Raw genomic sequence first — 22,366 nt, 5'->3', positions numbered from 1 at the left:
CGCTCCGGCAATGACGACGTTCGACCTGTCTTCGCCGCTCGCGTTCGCGCTCGCAGCGGGCGCCGTCGCGCTCGTCACCGCCTTCGTCGTCGGCACCGTCGCGTTCAGTGACCCCGTCGACGAGGCGGCGCTCCGCGCGGGCACCATCACCGTCGGCGTGGTCGTCGGGACGTTCCTGGTGCGCCGCTCGGACGCGACACGGTAGTCCACCATCCACCAAACCTAAGGATTAGACGGCTCAAACACGTGGTACGAAGATGCTCTCGGACGTGATGGAGGACTACCTGAAGGCGATCTACACGCTCCAGCGCGACCAGGGGCCGCCCGTTCGCACCTCCGCCATCGCCGACCACCTCGACGTGACGCCGCCGACGGTGACCAGCATGGTCGAGAAACTCACCGAGCGAGGCCTCCTGACCCGCGAGAAGTACAAGGGCGTCGAACTCACCGCCGAGGGCGAGACGGTCGCCATCGAGGTGCTGCGCCACCACCGCCTGCTGGAGGCGTTCCTCGCCGACCACCTCGACTACGAGTGGGACGAGGTCCACGACGAGGCCGACGCCCTCGAACACCACATCTCCGAGGAGTTCGAGGCGCGCCTCGCCCAGAAACTCGGCGACCCCACGGTCGACCCCCACGGCGACCCCATCCCCGGCGAGGACCTCGAACCGCCGACGGAGGCGGACACCGAAGTCCTCGCGGACCACGCGGAGGGCGACCAACTGGTCGTCGCGCGCGTCAGCGACCGCGAGGACGAGGAACTGCGCTACCTCGCTGACGCTGGCGTCGAACCCGGCATCGAACTCGAACTCGTCGAGCGGGCGCCCATCGGGATGTTCGTCGTGCGCATCGACGGCGAACTCGTCCACCTCCCCGAGCGGGTCGCCACGTCGCTGCGCGTGCGCCCCGTCGAGCCCGAGGTGAGCGACGTGTGAGCACGTTCCTCGAGATAGCGGGCGTCGCGTTCGCCGCACAGCTCGCGGTGCTTCCCGGCGAGAAGGTGCAGTTCATCATCGCCGGCCTCAGCACGAAGTACGACCCCAGGATCGTCGTCGCGGCCGCGGGGAGTGCGTTCGCCATCTGGACCGCCATCGAGGTGGCCGTCGGGGGTGCCCTGGCGAGCGCGATACCCGGCGTCTACCTCGACGCCGCGACGGGCGTGCTGTTCGTCGTGTTCGGCGTCCTGCTGCTCCGCTCGATGCCCGAGAAGGGCGCCGACGGGCCGCTGTCCAGCGACGGCGGCCTGGTGGCCCTCGACGGTCGCTTCCAGAACGTCTCGCTCCTCGGCCGGCGCCTGCCCCGCTACTTCGGCGGGTTCCTCCCCATCTTCGCGATGATGTTCCTCGGCGAGTTCGGCGACAAGACCCAGCTCGTCACCATCGGGTTGGCCGCCGACTACGGACCGACGCCCGCCATCTGGGTTGGCGAGATGCTCGCCATCATCCCGGTCAGCATCCTCAACGCCACGTTCTTCCACCGGTTCGCGAGCACGTTCGACGCCCGGCGCTCGCACGTCTTCTCCGCGGTGCTGTTCTTCTTCTTCGCGTTCGACACCTTCCTCACCGTCTTCTTCGACGTCTCCATCTGGGAGCGCGTCGTCGCGGCCGCCACCCAGGTCGTCGACGCCATCGCGTTCGCGTCCGTCCTGCCGTGACCGGGGGGCTTTAGTCCGCCCACCCGTACCGTTCGCGCGTGTTCGACGCCGCCGTCTCCCTGTTCGCCGGCGTGGCGCTGGGGCTCTCGCTGGCCGCGCCGCCGGGGCCGATGAACGCCGTCATCGCCGAGGAGAGCGTTGCCCGCGGCTGGAAATCGGGGTTCGCCGCGGGGCTGGGCGCGATGACGGCTGACGCCTGCTTCTTCGTGCTCGCGCTCGTCGGCGTCGTGGCGTTCATCGAGAACGCGCCGACCGTGCGCGCGGTGATGGTGGGCGTCGGCGGCGTCTTGATGCTCTACTACGCGTACGGCGCGGTCCGCGACGCCGGATCGTTCTCCGAGGCCGAAGCTGCCGACGGCCGCGGCTTCCGGAAAGCGTTCGCGCTCGCGCTCGCTAACCCCTACCAGATAACCTGGTGGCTGACCGCTGGCGTCGGCCTGCTGAACCCCGGCGAGATAGCCGCCTTCGGCCTCGAATTGTCGGCGGCCAACGGCGTGCTCACGGTCGCCGGCTTCTTCGCGGGCATCCTGCTGTGGATAATCGTCTTCCCGGCGTCACTGCGCGCGGCCGGCGAGCGCGTCGACGCGCTCGGGAAGAGCGTCGCCTACGTCAGCGCGGCGGTGCTGGCGCTGTTCGGCCTCTCGTTCCTACGGACCGCGGTGGGCCTCTAGTCGCCCATCTCGGGGACTTCGGCCTCGAGCCACTCCTTGAACCACCGCACGCGCTTGCGGCGCTGGTAGGCGATTGACTCGGCGGTGTCGCTCTCGACGCGCTCGGCCGCCTCGTCGCTGCGCTCGAGGACGCGGCCGACCATCTCGGCGGCGTCGACGTGCGTGCGAGCCTCGTAACCCATCCGGAGCAGCATCAGCGCTGCGCCGTTCGCGCCGGCCTTGTCGAGCATGTCCGCTTCCACGAGACACCGGGCCTCGAGCGTGAGGTCCGTCAGGTCGCCCTGGTGGGAGTGCTGTTCGACGGCGCTGCACACCTGGTCGACGAACGACGGCGCGAACTCGCCGTGCGTCTCCAGATACTTGCGGGCGATACGGGCGCCCTCCGTCGCGTGTTTCTCCTGGTCGGCTTCGAGTTTCGCGATGTCGTGGAACAGTCCGGCAACCCGGACCACGTCGACGTCGGCACCCTCCTCGTCGGCGATGCGTTCGCCGATGTCGACGACGTTCAGGATGTGGTTGAACCGGTACTCCGCGGAGTGCCACGGGTACCAGCGCATCCGCCCGCCGTCGTCCTCGTTCTCCACGCTCGCCGCCAGGTAGTCGCGGACGAAGGCGGCCATCTCGTCGAACTGTGAGTCCGAGACGGGCGACTCCTTTATCTCGACGCCCACAGTCTCTCCTCCAGTTCGTGGCGTTCTGTCTCTGTCATTACCTGAACGAACGCTTGTTTCGCTCTTAGGCCTTTTGCAGGCCAGGTTGTTCAAGATGGCCACAGCGACCGCTCCGGCGGCCCAGAGTAAAACGCGCGCCAGAGTCGAGCAGGCCGCCTCGCAGCCCCGTTCGCCGCCTAGTAGCTCGCGACAGCGGCCTCACAGTCACGCATCGCGTCGAAGCGCTCCTCGTCGGGATTCTCGATGGCTACCGATTCGACCGCGACCCACCCGTCGTCGTACACCAACCCCTTCACCCAGTCGTCGGTGCCGAGAATCAGTTTCTCGGTGATGACCACGGGTTCGCGAGTGTCCGCCTCCACCGCCTCCTCGCGGTTCACGGGGACGACCAGTGAGAACGCGTCGGCGTGGTTGAGCCCCGCCACTTCGGCCTCCCGGAGCGGTCGATTCGGAAGCGAGTCGACTGTCCCGTCCATACCAGAGAGAGGGCGTGAGGACGGTTATGTCGTTCGTTTCACGCGTGCACGCCCCTTGTTTTATTCACGTAGTAATAATCCACACAAAGCATATATACGGACGTGCGTTTGCTCCTACACGAGATGGTCGAATGCAAGAACTGTGGGGCGTTCGTGACGAAGGATTACGCCCGCGTATTCACCCCGCCGGGTGTGGAACGACCCCGCGTCTGCCCTGACTGTCCCGACATGGTCCGCGACGGGAACGACGTCCGCGAGGCTCGCGCCACCCGTTCGTGAGGCCAAAGAAACAGAGAGTCGCGCCTACAGGCGCGTGACGTTCGTCGCCCTGGGCCCCTTCTCCGCGTCCTCCATGTCGAACTCGACTTCCTGACCCTCCTCGAGGTCCGGGCCGCCGACGTCCTCCATGTGGAAGAACACGTCGTCGTCCGTTTCGTCGGTCTCGATGAAGCCGTAACCCTTCTGATCGTTGAAGAAGTCGACCGTGCCGGTTGCCATTGTCTGGAACTCCACCGGAAGAATCGGTCCCATTTCACTTAGTTGCTCGGGCCACGTCACGGGTCGGTACTACCCGAAACACCACCCCAGACCGTCTGTCAGGCAGGAACAGCCGCCGAGTCGGGCGGGACCGGCGCTAATCGTCCGCGACCGCCGGACACGAGCGCACGTCGACGCCGGAGATCTCGAAGCGCGCGCCGCCGGCCTCGCTCTCGGTGACCTCGACCGTCCAGCCGTGCGCGTCGACGATCTCCGCGACGATGGCGAGGCCGAAGCCGGTGCCGTCCTCGCTGGTCGTGTGCCCGCGCTCGAAGACCCTCTCGCGGTCGTCCGCGGGGATTCCGGGGCCGTCGTCTTCGACGTAAAAGCCGTTGCAGTCGTCGAGGGCGCCGACCCGGACCGTCACCGACTCGCCGGCGTGGTCGATGGCGTTGCGGAGGAGGTTCTCGAGCACCTGCTGGAGGCGCGCCCCGTCGGCCTGGACCGACCCATCCTCGACGACGTCGAGGGTGGCCCCGGGGGTCGCGACCCGGCCCCAGCACTGGGTGACCAGTTCGGTGAGGTCGACGGTCTCCCGGTCGGTGACTAGCTGGCCCTGCCGGGCGAGGGTCAGCGTGTCGTTGATGAGCGTCGCCATCCGGTCCAGGGCGTCGTCGATCGCGTCGAGCTGTTCGCTGTCGTGTTGCTCCCTGACGAGCTGGAGGCGGCCCTCGGCAACGTTGAGCGGCGTGCGGAGGTCGTGGCTGACGATGGTGGCGAACTCCTCGAGGCGGTCGTTCTGTCGCTCCAGGGCCCGCGTGCGCTCCCGAAGCTCCCGCTCGCGTTCGAGACGCGTCAACGCCTCTCGTGCGTGGTCCACGAGCAACTCCGTGAGGTCACGGTCGGCCTCGTCGAACGCGCCCGTGTCTCGGGAGACCGCCTGGAACGTCCCGCGGTCGGCTATCGGCACGGTCAGCGCCGAGCGGTACTCGGGGTCGGCCGGCGTGATGTCGTACTCGCGGAGGTCGTCGACGAGGATGGTCTCCTGTCGGTGGTGCGAGCGGGTCGCGAACGTGTCCTCGTCGAGGGACGTCCGCTCGAAGTAGCCCTCCGTCTCGAGGTCCAGCGTCCACGCCCGCTGGACGAGCGCGTCGTCCTCGACGACGTCCACCGCGACCAGGTCGAAGTCGAGGATGCCCTCCGCGGCGTCGAGCAGTATCTCGTACACCGCCGCCTCGCTGTCGGCTGCCTCCAGGTCGCTGGCTGCGTCGTGGAGCGCGGCCAGCGCGCGCCCGTGTTCCCCCCGCTCGGTGGCGTCTCGGACCGTACAGACGAGCGTTCCGCGGTCGGTCGTCGCCAGCGTGTGGTCCTCGACGAACGTCGTGCCGTCCGCGCGGCGGCCGGTCGTCTTCCCGTGCCAGTTCCCCTCTTCGTACAGGGTCGGCAGCACCTCCTCGCGGACGACTGCCACGTCCTCCTCTGGGTAGAGAAACGACCAGTGCTCCCCAATCAGCTCCTCTGGGTCGTAGCCGTAGAGGTCCGCGTAGGCCTGGTTCACGTAGACGAACCGCTCGTCTTCGTCGAGGATACTGATTCCCTCCTCGGCCGCCTCCATCGCGTTCAGTTGGCGCTTGCGGTGGGTCTCCACACGGGCTGTCTCGACGTAGTTCAGCACGCGGTTGGCCAGCACTGTGTACTGGTCCGTCCCCCGTTCCTTCTGGAGGTAGTCCGTCGCGCCCGCCGAGAACGCATCGCTCGCGACGGCCTCCGAACCCTTCCCGGTGAACAGGATGAACGGCAGGTTCGGGTCGTCCGCCCGGACCACCTCGAGGAACTCCAGGCCGTTCATCCTCGGCATGTCGTAATCCGAGACGACGCAGTCGACGCCGCCATCGGCGAGCCGGTCGAGCCCATCGCTCGCTGCCGTATGACCACCTCGATGCGGTCGTCCTGCCGCTCGAGGAACTCGGCCGCCACCTCTGCGAGCCCGGGTTCGTCGTCGACGTGGAGGACGCGGATCGAGTCGTCCATTGTCGGCCCGTCACGGTCCCGCACTATCAGTGTTTGTACGGTAGTCGTGCGGTCGTTGTCACGTTCTGACCACAACCTCTCCGTCGACGCGCGACGACTGGGGCACCGAGCGCGTTCGGGCCGGAACGGACACCGGGGCTTTTCAGCCGCGAGAGCGAACGAACTGTCATGAACTGGACGCGTGCGTTCCTGCTGTCCGTGGTCCTGGTCCTGTTGGCACTGTCGGTGTTCCTCGTGCTCCCCTTCCTCAACTACTTCCTGCTGTCCGTGTTCCTGGGGTTCGTCCTGATGCCGGCACAGAAACGCCTCGAGACGGTGATGAAGCCGGGGTTCGCGGCGGCCACCATCGTGCTCCTGGCGAGCGTCACCATCATCCTTCCGCTGCTGTACGTGCTCAGAGTGGTGCTCGTCGAGGGGACCACGCTCCTCGAGCGCATCCAGGCCGGAGAACTCGACATCGCCGGCGTGGAACAATCCCTCGCGCGACTGACCGGGGAGCCCGTCGACCTCGCGGGGACGCTGCGGGCGGCCGCCTCCGACATCGGCCCGAGCGCCTTCGACAGCATCCTCGGTCTCGTAGGGACTGTCACGCACACGGTCATCGGCATCGGACTGGCGCTGTTCCTCCTCTTCTACTTCCTCAGGGACGCCGACACCTTCCAGCAGTGGCTCCGCGACCGACTCCCCCTCCCCGACCACGTCCAGGACGAACTCCACGGAGAGTTCCGAAACATCCTGTGGGCGGTCCTCCTCGGCCACGTCCTCGTCGCCGCCATCCAGGGCGGCATCGCGGGAATCGGCCTCGTCCTCACGGGCATCCCGAACGCCTTCTTCTGGACGGCCGTGATGGTCGTGCTCTCGCTGCTCCCCATCGTCGGCTCGTTCCTCGTCTGGGGGCCGGCGTCGGCCTACCTCTTCCTCGTCAACGAACCGGTCGCCGCCCTCGCGCTGTTCGTCTACGGCACCATCGTCGTCGGCATCTCCGACGACTACCTCCGCCCCATCGTCGTCGACCACTACGCCCAGCTCAACCCCAGCATCATCATCATCGGCGTGCTCGGCGGCATCTACGTCATCGGCTTCATGGGCATCTTCTTCGGCCCCATCGTCATCGGGTCGCTGAAAGCCGCCCTCGACGTATTCCACCAGGAGCACGGCGCGTCGCTGTGAGCGTCACAAATGAGAGCGACGCAGAGGTATGAACCAGGGCTCAGGTCTCGAACTCCCGGACCCGTGACCCCATCGCCGAGAACAGCGCGATGCCGATGATGACGGCGTAGAACACCGCGATGGCCCCCACGACGACGATCCCCGGCGTCCCGAGTATCGACGCACTCTGTCGCCAGCCCTGGCCCGACTCGAAGACGGTGATCCGCATCACCCACGAGACCAGGAGGATCAACAGCAGGTAGAGGTAGGTCCGACGGAGCCGGTGAGCCAGGGCCCGGCGGAAGGACATAGAGAACGTCGGTGTGCGGAGTTGCTCGGCGAGTTCCCTCCGCCACTCCCTCGACGGCGTCTCGGAGGGGTCGTACTGTTCGGCGATCACGTCCGTCTGAATCGTCCGCACCCGGTCCCGCCAGACGTCGTACTCCCGGTACCGGTTGGCTTCCATGACGAGGAACGCCGCGACGGCGAACACGCCGATGAGGAGGACGTAGTGGGGGTTGTCCGAACTCGAGAACGCCCACGTCAGAATCGCGGCGACGACCACGACGGCCCAGTTCGTCGTCTGGTCCAGCCGTGACCGCCAGGCCGTCGTCCGTTCGACCTCACCCCGGTAGAACTGTGGCGTGATGTCGTCGACGCGGGAAACCCCCTCCTGTGCGTCGGTCGACTCCTCGGAGCCGCGCCCATACCGTGCCGGTGAACCGTCCTCTGACATGCACGACTGGGTAGTGGAGCCACCGCAAAAGGTAGCAGGTTGCTACCCGATTCAGTCGGGCCCTGAAGGTCGATGGGGCGCCGTACGGGCGGTCTGGCGGCGGTGTGGCGACCACTCGAGTGACAACACGTTTGACTTATTCGCGCAGACCAATTATCCATGGGGCGACATTTCGGGAGGGTGCCGCGGCGGACGGTGCTGGCGGCCCTCGGGGCGGGGCTGGGCCTGTCGCGGGGCGGTGGCAGTAGAACGGCGGTTGCCGCGATCGCGCGTGGCCGGCGGTCGGCGGCCCCCGACGAGACAGTCGTCATCAGGCACGACCTCGTCCACTTGGGCGACGGCAACTATTCGGGGTCAGCGAACTCCCGCTTCCAGGCCTCGGGACGACGAACGCGCTTCGAGACATCGTTCAAGCTGACCGCCGCGCAGGCGGACGCCGACGCCGCGGGCCTCGCGTTCATGGCACGCGGCGTCGAGAAGCCCAACGAGGTGTTCGTCAACGGCGTCGAGGTCGGCACCACCCCGACGTCGCCGGCCGACGGGACCGCGAACCGGGAACAGATCTCTGTCGCACAAGTTCCGTCCCAGATTGCTGGGACCCGCGCCGCGTATCACCGCGGAATGGAGGATTCGTGCCGTTTTGACTATAGTCCCGGGCGGATTCGAACCGCCGTCCTGGGCTGACTTCCCGGCGCGCGAACCCGCACCGGTCCAAAGGCCCAGATGATTGGCCAGCTACACCACGGGACTTCTCGTTTTATCCAAATCGCCGCGGGGTTCGTAAACGCCCAACGTTTACTCACCACGACGGGTCTCCATCAGTCGGTAGCGGACTGGCACACAATAAGATTGCTCTTCAGGGTTTGTCGACGGGGAGGGCAAGGTCGCCATCCTCGATGCGGCGGTGACAGGGCCGACACAGACAGACCACGTTGTCCAGCCGGTGGGCCTCTTCGGGGTCCTCGAACTCCCGGACAGGTTCGATGTGGTGGACGTCCGGGTTACGGCCGAGTTCTGCGACTCCGGCACCACAGTTCTGGCACTCGTAGTCGTCACGTTCCAGCGCCATCCGGCGAACCTCCCACCACGCGGGGCCGTACGGGATCGTTCCACCCTCCCACTGGTGGTGGTCCGCCCCGGCGACGTTCTCGGACAACCACTCCCCGTAACACTCGAGGTCACAGAACGCACCGTACGACGCGGACTCAACCCGCGATGGATGCCGCGCCAGTGTCGACCCACAGTGTTCGCAGGCCACCTCGACCTTCGTCTCCGGGGAGCCATCCTCGGGGAGCAGGCCGTCCGCGTTGGCCACGCACTCGGAGCAGTAGACACCGTTCTTGTTCGACGGGTAGTACTCGAAGGCATTCCCGCAGAGTCGACACTCCGCTCGCTCTGTTGCGTCAGCGTAGTTGCCGTTCTTTCTGCCGCTCTCCGAGTAGCAGCCCTCACAGTACGTCCGGCGTGCCTTCGGGTCGTAGAACTCGACGCCGCAGTCGTCGCACGTGCGGTTGGGAAGAGGGTCGGCGTGGACTTTGGTGTGGTGCTGGCGCATTCCTTGCTCGGTGGCGAGCGTCTTGCCACACGTCGGGCAGTCCATAGTGGGGGATAGACGGCCAACGGGGAAAACACCCACTCAGACGGAGTGAACGTGGAACGAGCAGCGGTCAGTCGTCGGCCTCGACGCGCTCCTCGACGAGCAGTTCGCACGCGTCCTCGTCGGCGTCGAAGCAGTCCGGGCACTGCGGTTCGCGGTCGATGATCATGTCGAGGCGGTCGGCGACCGTCTCGTCGATGACCGGCTCGAGCTGGCGGGCCTCCGCCCGGAAGTCATCGACGTCAAGGACGTTCGCGAGGAAGCGCTCGAGGATGCAGTACGTCTGGAGCGCCTCGCGGGCGAGCGCCTCGCCGTCGTCGGTGACGCTCGCGCCCTTGTACTTCTCGTGGGTGACGAGGCCGCGCTCTTCGAGTTTGCCGATCATCTCGTTGACGCTCGCGGGGCTGACGCCGAGGCGGTCGGCGAGTTCGCCGGTTGCCGCCGGCCCGTCGTGGAGCTGTTCGACGAGGAAGATCGTCTTGAGGTACTGGTCTGCCGTGTTCATGCGCGGTCCTCCATCAGTTTCGCGACCGCTTCGACGCCGCCAGCCTCCGCCTCGCGGATAGCGCGTAGCGTCTCGAGGAGCTCCGTGCGGTCCACGCCGAACTCGGCGTCGCTCGCCTCGACCGCGTCGAGGAGGTCGTCGTAGAACTTGTAGGCGGTCTCCTCGCCGTGTAGCTGGTCGTACAGCACGCCGTCGAAGTCCTCCGGGCCGGTCTTCCCGTAGCTCTGGGCGACGAGGTCCTTCACGTCCTCGAAGGGGATGCTCTCGGCGTTCAACTCCTCGATGAGCGACTCCAGCAGCCGGCGGTGTTCGGCGGACTCCTCGCTGGCGTGGGAGAGCAGGTCCTCGATGTCGTCGTCGCGCTCGTCGGCGGGCAGCGTCTGGTAGTGGCGGTGTGCGCGGGCTTCGACGACCTCCTCGAGGACGACACCGATCTGGAGGAGGCGCGCGAGCTGCTGGTCGGAGTCCACGCGCGCGGCGACGGAGCTCACAGCGAGTCCCCCGTCGACGCGTCTGGGGTCCGGTGTACGGCTGCGGGTGGCCTCCCGCGGGACACCTCGCGAGCGATACCTCTCATGTTGTTCGGTAGTCGGGGAGAGCGCGACTTAAGCGGTTCCCTCCGGGGAGGGTTACCGGAGCAGTTCGTGGATGCGCGCTTCGAGGTCCTCGCGGAGCTCGTCGACCTCGACCTCCTCGAGGACGGGGACGAAGAAGCCCTCGACGAGCATGTTGGTGGCGGCCTGCTCGGGGACGCCGCGGTTCTGCATGTAGAAGAGGTCCTCCTGGTCGATCTGGCCGACCGTCGCGGAGTGGGAGGCCTCGGTGTCGTGGTTGTTGATGATGAGCTTCGGGGAGGCGTCGGCCTCGCTCTCGTCGCTCAGCATCAGCGTGTTCTCGCGCTGGTAGGAGCTCGTGTCCCACGCGTCAGGGCCGACGTCCTGGACGCCCTCGTAGACGGAGCGGGCGTGGTCGTCGATGACGCCGCGGGTGACGAGGTCCGCAGTCGTGTGCTCGGCGCGGTGCCAGACCTTCGCGTCGAGGTCGAAGTGCTGGTCGTCGTGGCCGAAGAACGCGCCGACGATCTTCGTCTCGCTGGAGTCGCCGTTGAGCTCCGTGGAGACGCTCGTCTTCGTCAGCCGGGAGCCGAGGTTGCCCTCGATCCAGTTCACCGTGCTGTAGGTCCCGGCGTCGCCGCGCTTGTTGGTGTAGTTGTACGTCTGCTGGTCGAAGTCCTGCAGGCTCCCGTACTGGACGTAGGAGTTCTCGCCCGCGTCGACCTCGACGATGCCGCTGTAGTAGCGCTCACCGTCGACCTCCTCGCCGGTGTCCTGGCGCTCCAGGATGGTCACCGAGGAGTTCTTCTCCGTGACGACGAGCGTGTAGTTGAACAGCGAGCGGGAGTTCATCGACGTCCGAATCTTGACGTCCTCGGCGTCGACGTTCTGGGGGACGTAGATGACCGTCCCGGTCGTGAACAGCGCCGTGGAGAGCGCGTTCAGGCGGTTCTGCTGGGGGTCGACGACGCTGCCGAATTTCTCCTCGACGAGTTCGGCGAGGTCGTCGTCCTGGAGCGCGTCGTGGAACGACTCGACGCGGGCGTCCTCGGGACCGACCTGGTCTTTGTCCTCGGTCTGGGTGAGCGGGTCGACGAGAGCCTCGAAGTCGAGGTCCTCGAGGTTCGTCCACTTCCGACCGGGCGTCTGGATGACGTTCGGGTAGTCGAGGTCGTCGAGCGCGTCGAGGGCGTCCAGGCGGGTCTGAAGGAGCCACTCGGGCTCGTCGCGCTCGGCGGCGAGCTGACGGACCGTCTCTTCGGAGATGTCCTTGTGAATCTGCGTGCTCATGTTATCCGAGACTCCCCTCCATCTCGAGTTCGATGAGGCGGTTGAGCTCGACCGCGTACTCGATGGGCAGTTCCTCCGTGATGGGCTCGATGAAGCCCGCGACGATCATCTGCTTGGCGTCGTCGTCGTCGAGACCGCGGGACTGGAGGTAGAAGACGTCCTCGTCCCCGATCTTGCCGACGGTCGCCTCGTGGGCGACGTCCACCTTCGACTCGTTGATCTCCATGTACGGCATGGTGTCGCTGGTGGACTCGTTGTCGAACATCAGCGCGTCGCACTCCACGGACGTCGAGGAATTCTCCGCGCCGTCCGCGATGTGGACGAGGCCGCGGTAGTTCGTGCGGCCGCCGTCCTTCGCGATGGACTTCGACTCGATGGTGGACTTCGTGTCCGGTGCGTTGTGGTAGACCTTCGCGCCGGTGTCGATGTCCTGGCCCTCGCCCGCGAACGCGATGGTGATGTGGTTGTCCGTCGCGCCGCGGCCCTTCAGGATGGTGCTCGGGTAGAGCATGGTCGCCTTCGAACCCATGCTACCGGAGACCCACTCCATCGTGGCGTTCTCCTCGGCGATGGCGCGCTTCGTGTTGAGGTTGAACGTGTTCTTCGACCAGTTCTGGACGGTTGAGTACTGCACGTGGGCGTTCTCCTTGACGAACACCTCGACGCCGCCGGAGTGGAGGTTGTGGGTGCCGTACTTCGGCGCGGAACAGCCCTCGATGTAGTGGACCTCGCTGCCGGGTTCGGCGATGATGAGCGTGTGCTCGAACTGGCCCATGCCCTCCGAGTTCATCCGGAAGTACGCCTGCACGGGCATGTTCACCGTCACGTCCTCGGGGACGTAGACGAAGCTCCCGCCGGACCAGACGGCGCCGTGGAGCGCCGCGAACTTGTTGTCGCTCGGCGGCACGCACTTCGTCATGAAGTGCTCCTTGACGATCTCCGGGTACTCCCGGACGGCCTCGTCCATGTTGCAGAAGACGACGCCCTTCTCCTCCCAGCGCTCCTGCATGTTCTGGTAGACGACTTCGGACTCGTACTGGGCACCGACGCCGGAGAGCGCCTCGCGCTCGGCCTCGGGGATACCCAGCTGTTCGAAGGTGTCCCGGATCTCCTCGGGGAGCTCCTCCCAGTCGTCTACGCCGGCGCGCTTGTCGACGTCGGGGCGGATGTACGGAACGATCTCCTCGATGTCGAGTTCGGAGAGGTCGGGCTGTCCCGGCCAGTCCGTCGGCATCGGCATCTTCTGGTACTGTTTGAGCGCGCGCAGACGGCGCTCGAGCATCCAGTCCGGCTCGTCCTTGTCGTCGGAGATGAGCCGGATGGTCTCCTCGTTGAGGCCCTTCTCGGACTTGAAGGCGGAACTCTCCTCCTTCTTGAACTCGAATCGGGCCTCGGTGTCTGTCTCTTCGAGGTGGTCTTGGTCTGAACTCATGATTGTGTTAGGCCGTACCGTAGACCTGGTCGCGGACCCAGTCGTAGCCCTCGTCCTCTAGCCGCTCGGCGAGCTCCGCGTCGCCCTCCATGGCGATCTTGCCGTCCAGCATGATGTGGACGCGGTCGGGCTCGACGTAGTCGAGGATGCGCTGGTAGTGGGTGATCTGGAGGATGCCGGCGTCCTGCTCGTCGCGCAGTGCGTTGATGCCGGCGCCGACGTCCTGGAGCCGGTCGATGTCGAGCCCGGAGTCGATCTCGTCGAGCACGGCGATGCTCGGCTCGAGGACTGCAGCCTGCAGAACCTCGTTCTGCTTCTTCTCGCCGCCGGAGAAGCCGGCGTTGAGGTAGCGCGTGGCGAACGACTCGTCCATGTCCAGCAGCTCCATCTTCTCGGAGAGGAGCTCCTGGAAGTCGGCGACGCTGACTTCGCCCTCGTCGGCGGGGCCCTCCATCGGGGAGGTCTCGTAGCCCTCCTCGTCTTCGTCGGCTTCCTCGTCCTCGCCGAAGAGGAGGTCGTCTCGCTCCTCGAGTTTCGCGTTCAGCGCGGTGCGGAGGAAGTTGACGAGCGTGACGCCCTCGATTTCGGCGGGGTACTGGAAGCCGAGGTAGATGCCGAGCGCGGCGCGCTCGTTCGGCTCCAGTTCGAGGAGATTCCACGTTCGCTTGTCCTCGGGGATCTCGACGTCTCCGAAGTCGCCCTCCTCGAGGTGGAGCAGCACTTCCCCCTCGGTGACGTCGTAGGCCGGGTGGCCGGCGACGATCTTCGACGTGGTCGACTTCCCGGAGCCGTTCGGGCCCATCAGGGCGTGGATTTCGCCCGACGGGACCTCGAGGTCGACCCCGTTGAGGATCTGCTCCCCGCCGTCCTCTGCCACTTCCGCGTGTACGTTTTTGAGTTCTAGCGTAGCCATCGATTAGGTCATCCTAGACAAGGCGCGAGCGCCCTATAACGGTTACGCATTTTCGGCAACTCCTTTTGGAAACGAAAACAGGAGTTTTCGATTAGCGAAGAATTGGCACGGTTCGGGGACAACTGACGGCCCGGCGTTCAGGTGAAACTGCCGAGTCCGGTCTGGGTCTGTCCCGTCTTGACTTCCTCCCAGGAGACGTCCAGCGCCTGGAGGATGCGCTCGATGGGGCCCTTCAGCGTCTTGTCGAGCATCACGTCGTAGTCCACCTCGAACTCGTCGGGAATCTGGTCGGCGTACTCGTAGCAGATGACGTCGTGGTCGGTCTTGAACTCGACGTAGAGCGGGTCCTCGTTCATCTTCGGACGCTCGTCCTCCACGCGGCGGAAGAACTCGGGGTGAACCTTCGCGAGGTAGAGGCGCTTGGGTTTCGACCCGCGGTCGAAGTTCGTCCCCAGCAGGAGGTTCGCGTACTTCGCGCCCCGGACCTGCGCGGTGTCCGTGTCGTAGTTGTCGAGGCGCTTGCCGATGCCGCCCGGGATGCCGATGTCGTCGAGGTCGACCTTCCCCTCGCGGAAGTCCTGGATGACGTCGTGGACGTACTCTTCGACGCCGTCGACGTCGCCCTCCACGACGACCAGTTCGATGACGCGCTTCTGGACCTCCTTAGTGATTGGCGCGATGTCCGAGCGCTTGTACTCGAAGCCAGTGATGTCGATGTCGTCGACGTCTTTGCCCTCCTTCCAGACGATGTGGCCGGCGTAGCGCTTCTTCGTCCCCGCCTGGAAGAACCGCCGGTAGAGCTTCTCGAACTCGATCTGGAAGCGGTGCTCGTCGGCGTTCAGTTGCTCGGCGGCGAACTCGTCGTAGGCGCCGTTGATGTGGTCCTCGATGTCGAAGGACGTCTCGATGGCTTCCGCCTTCGAGAGCTCGCTGCCGAGTTCGAGCATCACGCTGTCGGTGTCGCCGTAGGCCACCTCGTAGCCGAAGTCGTTGGCGGCGTCCTCCGTGAACGAGATGACCTCCCGGTTCGTCGACGTGACGCCCGCGCTCATCTCCCGGTCGTAGAGGCGGAAGCGGTCCCAGCCGAAGACGCCGTAGAGGCTGTTCATGATGACCTTCACGGCGGCCTGCTGGCGGTCGTAGCGGGCGTACGGCTCGGAGTCCGGGTCGTGGTCGTCGCGGAGCCCCTTCTTCTCGTCGCGCTCGGTGAGCAGTTCGTCGACCATCTCCCGGATGATGCCGTCGGGCTCCTTCCGGAAGTGGACGCCAGTCGGTGTCTGGTAGGTCTCCCCGTCGAACGTCTCGGGGTTGACCTTCGTCTCCGGCGAGGCGTTGATGGTCACCATCGACATCGGGTAGAGGCTCTTCAGGTCGAGCACGGAGACGTTCTCCTTCACCCCGGTGATGGGGTCGAAGACGGCACCGCCTTCGAACTCCTCGGCCTCCTGTTGTCCTTTCGAAGGGAGGACGAACTCGCCGAACGCCTTGTGGAGGACGTACATGTCGACCGCGTCGCCGGGGGTCGTCGCGTCCTCGAGTTTACAGCCCACCAGTTTGCGGGCCTCGTCCCAGAACGCCACGATGGACTGCTTGCGGTCGATCTCCACGCAGAGTTCGACGTCCCGGAGGTTGTACTCAAGGAGGCGCTCGGGGTCGTCCTCCCAGAGGTCACCGATGTCGCCCGCGTAGCGCTCCTTCCCGACGTCGAGTTCCTGTTCGCCGACTGCGTCGAGGCGGTAGGAGTCGAGTTCCGAGCGTTTCGTGCGCTGGTAGGCGTACAGCAGGTCGAAGACGACGCGCCCCTTCACGTTCGGCCCGCCCCAGCCGGAGGTCCACACCTCCTCTACGCGGGAGAGGCGGTCGGACTCCATCCCGAGCACGTCGAGGCGGTCGACGAGATACGGCATGTCGAAGTCGTCGAAATTCCAGCCGGTGAGCACGTCCGGGTCCGTCTCGACGATGTAGTCCATGAACGCCTCGTGCATCGCCTCCTCCGTCTCGAAGACGCGCACGTCCGCCTCGGCGTCCTCGTCGAGCAGGTCGTGGCCCGCGAGGTCCGTCGGCGAGTCGGTGGTTGCGTCGGGCGCCTCGTACAGCCAGACGATGTACTCGTCACGGAAGGAGTCGTGGCTGGCGAGACAGACGACCGGTTCCTCGCCCTCCTCGGGGAAGCCGTGACGGTCGTCGACCTCGATGTCGAACGTGTTGACGCGGAGATTCGCGTCGACGTCGCAGGCCGCGATCTCGTCGTGGTGGACGTAGAGCGCGCCGTCGTCGGCGCGGCGCGCAGGGACGCGGACGCCACTCGTGATGTCCTTGTCGATGAGCAGGCGGTTCGGGAAGAGGATGTCAGCCTCGTAGTGGTCGAAGCGGTCGCGGATGTTCCCGACGTCCCGCGGCGTCCGGCCGAAGATCTTCGTGAGTTCCTCGCCCCGAATCGACTCGTAGCCGTCCTCGGAGCCGGTGATGGTGTCGTCGGTCAGGTCGTCCTCCGCCAGGTTCGTGGTCGGCGCGTAGAAGTACGGTCGGAAGCCGTGGACGCGAACGTGCTCGGCCTCGTCGTCGGCGGTGCGGCCGAACACGTGGACGACCGGCCGCTCTCGGTCGCCGCTCCCCTCGACGGTGTAGTCGACCTGTGTCACCATCAGTTCGACGTCGCCGTCGGCGTCCGGGAGCGCGTCGGCCTCCGCGTTGACTATCTCGGTCACGACCGGGTCGGCGTCGCCGGCGACCACCTCGGCCTCGGCGCGCACGACGTCTTCGTCGGGCGACTCCTCGCCCGACTCCCCGCCCTCGTGCATGAACTGGGAGAGGTCCGTGTTGCTCATTGCTGGGTCATTCGACTGTCCACCCTAAAAACTCGCCCTTCCGCCCGGCGAAATCGGTCGGTGGGGGAAGGCTTATACCATGTTACACCTTACCAAAGTTCGAGGTGACAGACGTGACTGACCACGCAGCGGGCGACGCGAACCGCCAGAACGAAGTCCCACAGCTGCCCGAGGGCACGGATGCCCGAGACGACGTGGAGTCCTACGACACAGAGGACGGCGTCGTATTCTACGACGCGCAGAATCCGCTCGCGTGGCTCAAAGCAACGGACGTTGTGTCGCTCGGCGACACACTCTGAGAGGCAACGCTTTTCCACCGCCGCCCCCGATTTTCGGCCGTGTTAGACGACCTGTTCGGGAACGAGGAGTCCGAGGCCGAGCGCGAGCTCGCGCCCTCCGTCGACATCCCGGACGAATCAGACGCAGACCCGCAACTCCAGCGGCAGTTCTGGCTGCTCGTCGTCGTCTTCAACGTCGCGCTGATGGCCGGCAGCGTCGGCGCGATGCTCGCCGTCTTCCGCAGCCAGTGGGACACCGGCGGGAGTCTCGTCGCTGCGAGCGTGATTCTGACCGCCTACGGTTACTACAAGTACCGCGCCTACGCCGGCGAGGAGTGACCGCACCGACGTCGACCGGGCGAACGCAAACCCTAACGCGGCGCAACTGCTTGTTCGACCCATGCGAACGGTCCGCGACGACGACGGGTCGCTGTACGTCCTCCTCAAGGAGAGCGGCGACAGCAGCCTCGTCCGCGACCCGGAGACCGGCGAACGCCGCCACCTGCCGAACGACGACCTCGAACCCGCGGGCGGCGAATCACCACTCGACGCGCTCGCCACCGCCGTCCCGGAGGAGTCCCGCCAGGTCGTCCGCGCCTGCCACGCCGACTGGCACCTCGGTCTGCTCGTCGACCTCGCGGACCGCGGCCCGCTGGCCGCCCGCGAGATGCTCGCGGCCTACGACGTTTGCGAGAGCGACATGGTCGGTGGCCTGACGGAGTTCCGTGCCGCTGGGCTCGTCGAGGAGACGATGGTTGCGGGCGAACGCGGCTACGCGCTCACGGCGGCTGGCGAGCGCGGCATCGAGGCCCTCCGCGAGTAGTCGAAGCGACCGAGAATCAGTCCGCGGGCAGTCCGGCCTCGTCGCGCACCACGCGCGAGCGGTTCGACGTGGCGTCCTTCTCGACGCGGACCACGTCGTCGGCGGCGTCCACGAGCTCCTCGTCGTGGCTCACGACGACGATCTGTTCGACGCCGAGGCGGCGCATCGACTCCACGAGCTCCACGAGTTGGGAGACGTGCCCGGAGTCGAGGAAGACGGTCGGTTCGTCGAGGATGAGCGGCGGCAGCGGCGCCTCGCCCTCGATGCCCTCCGCGAGCAACCGGTAGATGGCACACCGCAGGCTGAGGTTGAACAGCGCGCGCTCCCCGCCGGAGAGCTGGTCGGGTTCGAGCGCCTCGCCGTCCTTCTGGTACACCGTCAGCTCGTAATCCCCGGAGAGTTCGATGCGCGCGTAGGAGTCGTTCTGGTAGACGAGTTCGAACGTCTCGTTGAGGAGGCGCTCGAGCTTCGTCACGTTCTGCTGGCGGAGCTCCGCGCGCAGGTCGCCGTACATCGACTCCAGTTCCGACACCTCGTCGTGGATGGCCTCCAGTTCCGCGTGCCGCTCGGCGACGGCCTCGCGCTGCTCGCGGAGCGCCTCCAGTTCCTTGATGGCGTTCTCAGCGGCGCCGATGCGGCCCTGCAGGTCGTCGCGCTCCTCGTACAGTTTCTCGAGTCTCGGTTCCACCTTTTCGAGGTAGTCCGCGGCGCGCTCCCTGTCGGCCTTCGCCTGCTCGATGCGGTCCTCGTCGAACTCGCTCTCCAGCGTGCGCTTGCGTTCCCGGAGATCCTCGAGGCGCTCCCGGCGCTCCTCGTTGCGGTCGGCCAGGTCCGCGCGCTTCTCCGCGAGACGCTCTGCCTCGGTCCGGTGGTCGTCGGCGTCGTCGAGCACGTCCGCCAGGTCGCCGAGGCGCTCGACGCGTTCCTTCAGGCCGCTCTGCCGCGAGTTGAGGTCCGCGAGTTCCTCGCGCTTGGCGTCGGCCGCCTCCCGCTTCGCCTCGGCTTCCTCGCGGGCCGTCGCCGCCTCGTCGGCGAGTTCGTCGGCCTCCTCGCGGGCCTCCTCGGCGTCGGCGCGCGCCTCCTCGACCGCTTCCGTGCGGTCGTCGCGGCGTTCGACCGCGAGTTCGCGGTTCTGGTCGTGGTCGGCGACGTCGCCCTCGCGCTCGACGAGCGCCTCGGCGCGCTCGATGCGGGCCTGGACGTCCTCGACGTCCTCGTCGACGGACTCCAGTTGGGACTCCAGGTCCGTGACGCGCTCGCGGTACTCCTCGACGCCGTCGACGTGCGGGGACCCGTCGACGGGCTGCCCGCACTCGGGGCACTTCCCGGCGTCCAGTAGCTCCTCGGCCTCCGCGACGCGGTCCCGGGCTGACTGCAGGTCGCCGCTGACGTCCTCGCGGCGCTCCCGCAGGTCCTCGCGGTCGGCTTCGACGGAGTCGAGGTGGGTCTCGGCGTCGCCGAAGTCGGCTGGAGCCTCGTCGAACGCCGCTTTCGCGTCCTCGATGGCCGCGTCCAGTTCGGCGATTCGCTCCTCGGCCTCCTCGCGGGCTTCCTCGGCTTCCTCTGCCTCCGCTTCGAGTTCCGCGGCCTCCTCGCGGAGCGACTCCGCGCGCTCCTCCATGTCGTCGGCGCGCTCGGCGGCGTTCTCCGCCTCGGTCTGGAACTTCGACACGTCTGGTGCCACCTCGGATATCTGCTCGGTGACGGCCTCGCGCTCCGCGACGAGGTCCTCGCGTTTCGCTTCAACCGCGTCCGCATCGGCGTCCGCGAGGTCCGTCTCGGCGAGCAGTTCGGCCGCCTCGTCGTCCAGTTCGGCGGCGCGCTCGCGGTGGTCGGCCGCCTGCGCGGCGAGGTCTTCGCGCTCCGACTCGGTCTCTGCGATAGTCTCCCGGAGGTTCGAGATGGTGTCAGTGACGTCGTCGAGTTCCTCGCGCTTCTCCTCGAAGCGTTCGAGGACGTCCTCGGCGTCTTCGAGGGTCTCTCGTGCGCTGTCGCGCTGCTCCTCGAAGCGCTCGACGTCCCCGGTCACGTCCGCGAGTTCGGACTTCAGACTGGCGAGCTTCTCGTGGGGGTCTTCGTCCTCCTTGGCCTCGATCTGTGATTCGAGGCCGTCGAGTTTCCCCTCGACGTTGCTCTTGACGTCCTCGACGCCGAGTCGGGCGTCCCCGGCGCGCTGGCGGTAGTCCTCGAGTTTCCCGAGCTGGAGGAGGTCGTCGAGCATCGCCTGTCGGGTGCTCGCGGAGGCGTTGATGAGCTTGTTCACCTCGCCCTGGCGGACGTACGCGCAGTTGACGAACGCCTCCGCGTCCATCCGCAGGAGCCCGGTGACGTGGTCCTCCACGTCGGTCACGCCGTCGATGGTCCCAGACGGCGTCTCCAGGGTGCAGTCCGGCGTGGACGCGCGCTCGCCGGTGTTCCGGACGCGCCGATAGATGTGGTAGTCGTCGCCGGCGTGCGTGAACCAGAGGTCGATCTCGGCCTCCTCGGCGCCGATGGTGACGATCTCCTCGAGAGTCCTGTCGAGGGCCGTCGCGCCGTACAGCGCGAAGAAGCAGGCCTCCAGCAGGCTCGACTTCCCGCTGCCGTTGAGCCCGTGAATGACAGTGACGCCGGGGTCGAGGTGGACGTTCGCGTCCTCGTAGCACTTGAAGTTCCGCAGGGAGACGCGCGTGAACCTCACTGGAACTCCTCCATGGTCGTCGCCTGCGCCTGGTCGTCGGGCTCCTCGCCCGCGTTCGGGTCCTCCGGCGTCTCCGGGTCCGCTGTGTCGGCGGTCTCTCCAGCCGAGTCGTCGTCATCACCGTCCAGGACGGCCTCGACGCGCTGCCGGACGCGGTCGCGTACGTTCGACTCCGCCAGTTCTGGGTCCCGTACCGCGTCGTCGATGTCGAGGCCCGCCTCACTGAGTCCCATCTCGCGGACGCGCTCCCTGACCGCGTCGTCCGGGTCCGCGAACGACACTTCCACGTCTTCCGCCGTCTCGATCTCACGGCGGTCGTTGACCCGCGTGATGAGCGCGCCCCGCTCGTCGCCGAGGCGCTCGACCTCTGCTGGCGTCACTGTCTCGCCGTCGCCCTCCACAGTGACGACGACGACGGCGTCCTCGACGTCGTGCTCCCGGACTCGTTCGCGGACGTAGGCGGTGCCGTCCTCGGGGCCCAGGTCGAGGTCCACGAAGACGAAGTCGCGGGTGTCCAGGCCCTTCCGCGAGATGGTTACCTCGCCGTCCAGGTCGACGAGGTTGTAGCCGCGGGCGTCGCGCTCGCTGGCGCTGGCGCGCTCGGTGGACCCGCAGTAGGTCACCCAGGTGTCCCCGATCTGCTTGGTCCCGGGGTTGTGGTTGTCGCCGAGCAGCACCGCGTCGAAGTCGACGTTCGACTCCCGGAGCACCTCGTCGAGGTCCCAGTTGGCGTGGGCGAACGGCGTGAACAGGCCGTGGGAGACGAGTGCCGTGTTCTCCGCGTCATGCTCGTCGAACTGGTAGTCCAGGTCGGGGCGCCTGGACTCCGGGACGTAGTCCAGGCCGTAGAAGACAGTGTCGCCGACTCGTCGGCCGCTCTCGTCGAGGCGTTCGGCGAGCCCCAGCGTCTCGAAGAGGTCGAGCCACTGGGCGTCGCGGGTCCCCTCGTGGTTGCCGACGATGGCGAGAAACGGGATGTCGTTCTCGCGGAGCGGACGGAGGACGGAGATGGTGCCGAGGATGTCCCGGAGGCCGGGGCGCCGGTCGTGATAGAGGTCGCCCGCGTGGACGACCGCGTCGACGTCCGCCTCGACGGCGTCGTCGACGACTGACTGGAAGGCCTCGAGGAAGTCCTCGCGGCGCTCGGGGGAGTGGTACTGGCGGTAGCCCAGGTGGGTGTCCCCCGTGTGGATGACGCGAACCATTTGCTGTAGAGGTGTAGCGGTACGTCGGATAAAGCTTCGGCGCTTCGCTCGGTCTGGCGGTAGCGACGGGGCGCGGCGAAGCGGCTGCAGGAGAACGTCGGGAGAGGGTGTGGCGCCGCTCAGGCGAGCGTGTAGATGCGCTTGCGGGCGTCGGAGAAGGAGAAGCGGGACTCGACGACGTCCTGCTCCTCGAGGCGGGTGAGCGCGTACCGGACGGTGCGGGCGGGCAGCAGGGTCTCCTCGGCGAGCTGGCTCTGGGTGAGGGTGTCGTTGTACTCCAGGACCTTGGCGACCAGCTTCGCGCTGGGTGGCAGGTCTTCGAGGGCTTCGACCGTGTCGGCGTCGATTGTGGTGGCGCTCATACCCACCCATACTGAATGCACTTAGATAATGGTT

The 22,366-nt window shown here is 66.8% G+C and carries 24 protein-coding genes, 1 tRNA gene and 1 pseudogene; 10 read left to right on the top strand and 16 right to left on the bottom strand.

From position 1 onward, the window contains the following. The first annotated feature begins 10 nt into the window (after nt 1-10). From HALDL1_06850 to HALDL1_06835, 4 genes are read left to right on the top strand one after another with little or no spacing between them, the layout of a single operon-like run. Nucleotides 11-205, top strand: a complete 195-nt coding sequence (locus HALDL1_06850) for a hypothetical protein (GenBank protein ID AHG05217.1) — start codon at nt 11-13, stop codon at nt 203-205. Between the two features lie 52 nt (nt 206-257). Beyond that, nucleotides 258-935 (top strand): DtxR family transcriptional regulator, encoded by a 678-nt coding sequence (locus HALDL1_06845; protein ID AHG03344.1) that lies wholly within the window; start codon nt 258-260, stop codon nt 933-935. Continuing rightward, on the top strand, nt 932-1,654 hold the full coding sequence (locus tag HALDL1_06840; protein AHG03343.1) for a hypothetical protein: 723 nt from the start codon (nt 932-934) through the stop codon (nt 1,652-1,654). Before HALDL1_06845 ends, HALDL1_06840 begins: the two co-directional genes overlap by 4 nt. A 38-nt stretch (nt 1,655-1,692) precedes the next feature. Continuing rightward, nucleotides 1,693-2,325 (top strand): lysine transporter LysE, encoded by a 633-nt coding sequence (locus HALDL1_06835; GenBank protein AHG03342.1) that lies wholly within the window; start codon nt 1,693-1,695, stop codon nt 2,323-2,325. On the opposite strand, the gene HALDL1_06830 is transcribed toward HALDL1_06835, so the two are convergent. Both HALDL1_06830 and HALDL1_06825 read right to left on the bottom strand, forming a co-directional pair. Further along, complete coding sequence (locus HALDL1_06830) at nt 2,322-2,996, bottom strand: phosphohydrolase (GenBank protein AHG03341.1); 675 nt, start codon at nt 2,994-2,996, stop codon at nt 2,322-2,324. The genes HALDL1_06835 and HALDL1_06830 overlap by 4 nt on opposite strands. 176 nt (nt 2,997-3,172) lie before the next feature. Beyond that, entirely contained in the window at nt 3,173-3,472 is a 300-nt protein-coding gene (locus tag HALDL1_06825; GenBank protein ID AHG05216.1) for a hypothetical protein, read from the bottom strand. A gap of 123 nt (nt 3,473-3,595) precedes the next feature. Between HALDL1_06825 and HALDL1_06820 the strand changes: the two genes are divergently transcribed. Beyond that, a complete protein-coding gene (locus HALDL1_06820; GenBank protein ID AHG03340.1) occupies nt 3,596-3,751 on the top strand; it encodes a hypothetical protein in 156 nt (51 codons plus the stop codon). A gap of 24 nt (nt 3,752-3,775) precedes the next feature. Here the strand turns inward: HALDL1_06820 and HALDL1_06815 are convergent, their stop codons facing one another. Together HALDL1_06815 and HALDL1_06810 are read right to left on the bottom strand one after the other, a co-directional pair. After that, nucleotides 3,776-3,970 (bottom strand): cold-shock protein, encoded by a 195-nt coding sequence (locus HALDL1_06815; protein ID AHG03339.1) that lies wholly within the window; start codon nt 3,968-3,970, stop codon nt 3,776-3,778. A gap of 136 nt (nt 3,971-4,106) precedes the next feature. After that, nucleotides 4,107-6,004: pseudogene (locus tag HALDL1_06810) on the bottom strand (chemotaxis protein CheY). A gap of 144 nt (nt 6,005-6,148) precedes the next feature. Between HALDL1_06810 and HALDL1_06805 the strand changes: the two are divergent. Beyond that, nucleotides 6,149-7,150, top strand: coding sequence for a hypothetical protein (locus tag HALDL1_06805; GenBank protein AHG03338.1), 1,002 nt, complete (start codon nt 6,149-6,151; stop codon nt 7,148-7,150). A gap of 40 nt (nt 7,151-7,190) precedes the next feature. Here the strand turns inward: HALDL1_06805 and HALDL1_06800 are convergent, their stop codons facing one another. Beyond that, nucleotides 7,191-7,865, bottom strand: coding sequence for a hypothetical protein (locus tag HALDL1_06800; protein AHG03337.1), 675 nt, complete (start codon nt 7,863-7,865; stop codon nt 7,191-7,193). Between the two features lie 159 nt (nt 7,866-8,024). Between HALDL1_06800 and HALDL1_06795 the strand changes: the two genes are divergently transcribed. Beyond that, nucleotides 8,025-8,549 carry a hypothetical protein gene (locus HALDL1_06795; GenBank protein AHG05215.1) on the top strand — a complete coding sequence of 175 codons (525 nt, stop codon included), beginning with the start codon at nt 8,025-8,027 and terminating at the stop codon, nt 8,547-8,549. On the opposite strand, the gene HALDL1_06790 is transcribed toward HALDL1_06795, so the two are convergent. The 8 genes from HALDL1_06790 to HALDL1_06755 form a co-directional block, all read right to left on the bottom strand. Then, nucleotides 8,513-8,615 (bottom strand) — tRNA-Gln (locus HALDL1_06790). The genes HALDL1_06795 and HALDL1_06790 overlap by 37 nt on opposite strands. Before the next feature lie 106 nt (nt 8,616-8,721). Then, nucleotides 8,722-9,465 (bottom strand): HNH endonuclease, encoded by a 744-nt coding sequence (locus HALDL1_06785; GenBank protein AHG03336.1) that lies wholly within the window; start codon nt 9,463-9,465, stop codon nt 8,722-8,724. A 67-nt stretch (nt 9,466-9,532) separates the two neighbouring features. Then, nucleotides 9,533-9,967, bottom strand: a complete 435-nt coding sequence (locus HALDL1_06780; GenBank protein AHG03335.1) for a transcriptional regulator — start codon at nt 9,965-9,967, stop codon at nt 9,533-9,535. Then, nucleotides 9,964-10,458 carry a tumor suppressor TSBF1-like protein gene (locus HALDL1_06775; GenBank protein AHG03334.1) on the bottom strand — a complete coding sequence of 165 codons (495 nt, stop codon included), beginning with the start codon at nt 10,456-10,458 and terminating at the stop codon, nt 9,964-9,966. The genes HALDL1_06780 and HALDL1_06775 overlap by 4 nt, the downstream gene beginning before the upstream one ends. Nucleotides 10,459-10,596: 138 nt before the next feature. Further along, on the bottom strand, nt 10,597-11,811 hold the full coding sequence (locus HALDL1_06770; GenBank protein AHG03333.1) for a SufB domain-containing protein: 1,215 nt from the start codon (nt 11,809-11,811) through the stop codon (nt 10,597-10,599). Between the two features lies 1 nt (nt 11,812). Further along, nucleotides 11,813-13,243 carry a Fe-S cluster assembly protein SufB gene (locus HALDL1_06765; protein ID AHG03332.1) on the bottom strand — a complete coding sequence of 477 codons (1,431 nt, stop codon included), beginning with the start codon at nt 13,241-13,243 and terminating at the stop codon, nt 11,813-11,815. Between the two features lie 7 nt (nt 13,244-13,250). Then, nucleotides 13,251-14,156, bottom strand: coding sequence for an ABC transporter ATP-binding protein (locus tag HALDL1_06760; protein ID AHG03331.1), 906 nt, complete (start codon nt 14,154-14,156; stop codon nt 13,251-13,253). Between the two features lie 137 nt (nt 14,157-14,293). Continuing rightward, nucleotides 14,294-16,984 carry a DNA polymerase gene (locus HALDL1_06755; protein AHG03330.1) on the bottom strand — a complete coding sequence of 897 codons (2,691 nt, stop codon included), beginning with the start codon at nt 16,982-16,984 and terminating at the stop codon, nt 14,294-14,296. Between the two features lie 113 nt (nt 16,985-17,097). Here HALDL1_06755 and HALDL1_06750 point away from each other — a divergent pair, with 113 nt between their 5' ends. From HALDL1_06750 to HALDL1_06740, 3 genes are all read left to right on the top strand, one after another. Next, nucleotides 17,098-17,283, top strand: coding sequence for a hypothetical protein (locus tag HALDL1_06750; protein ID AHG03329.1), 186 nt, complete (start codon nt 17,098-17,100; stop codon nt 17,281-17,283). Nucleotides 17,284-17,322: 39 nt separating this feature from the next. Beyond that, entirely contained in the window at nt 17,323-17,601 is a 279-nt protein-coding gene (locus HALDL1_06745; protein AHG03328.1) for a hypothetical protein, read from the top strand. Nucleotides 17,602-17,662: 61 nt separating this feature from the next. Beyond that, nucleotides 17,663-18,085: a hypothetical protein gene (locus tag HALDL1_06740; protein AHG03327.1), complete on the top strand. Its 423-nt coding sequence runs from the start codon at nt 17,663-17,665 to the stop codon at nt 18,083-18,085. 16 nt (nt 18,086-18,101) lie between these two features. Here HALDL1_06740 and HALDL1_06735 read toward each other — a convergent pair whose 3' ends face one another. From HALDL1_06735 to HALDL1_06725, 3 genes are all read right to left on the bottom strand, one after another. Further along, nucleotides 18,102-20,765, bottom strand: coding sequence for a chromosome segregation protein SMC (locus HALDL1_06735; protein ID AHG03326.1), 2,664 nt, complete (start codon nt 20,763-20,765; stop codon nt 18,102-18,104). Then, nucleotides 20,762-21,970 (bottom strand): metallophosphatase, encoded by a 1,209-nt coding sequence (locus HALDL1_06730; GenBank protein AHG03325.1) that lies wholly within the window; start codon nt 21,968-21,970, stop codon nt 20,762-20,764. The genes HALDL1_06735 and HALDL1_06730 overlap by 4 nt, the downstream gene beginning before the upstream one ends. 119 nt (nt 21,971-22,089) lie before the next feature. Next, nucleotides 22,090-22,332 (bottom strand): ArsR family transcriptional regulator, encoded by a 243-nt coding sequence (locus tag HALDL1_06725; protein ID AHG03324.1) that lies wholly within the window; start codon nt 22,330-22,332, stop codon nt 22,090-22,092. Between the last annotated feature and the right edge of the window lie 34 nt (nt 22,333-22,366).

This window comes from Halobacterium sp. DL1, assembly GCA_000230955.3.
Lineage (GTDB): Archaea > Halobacteriota > Halobacteria > Halobacteriales > Halobacteriaceae > Halobacterium.
Note: the sequence above shows the minus strand (reverse complement) of the source record. Positions and strands in the feature narration are given on the sequence as shown.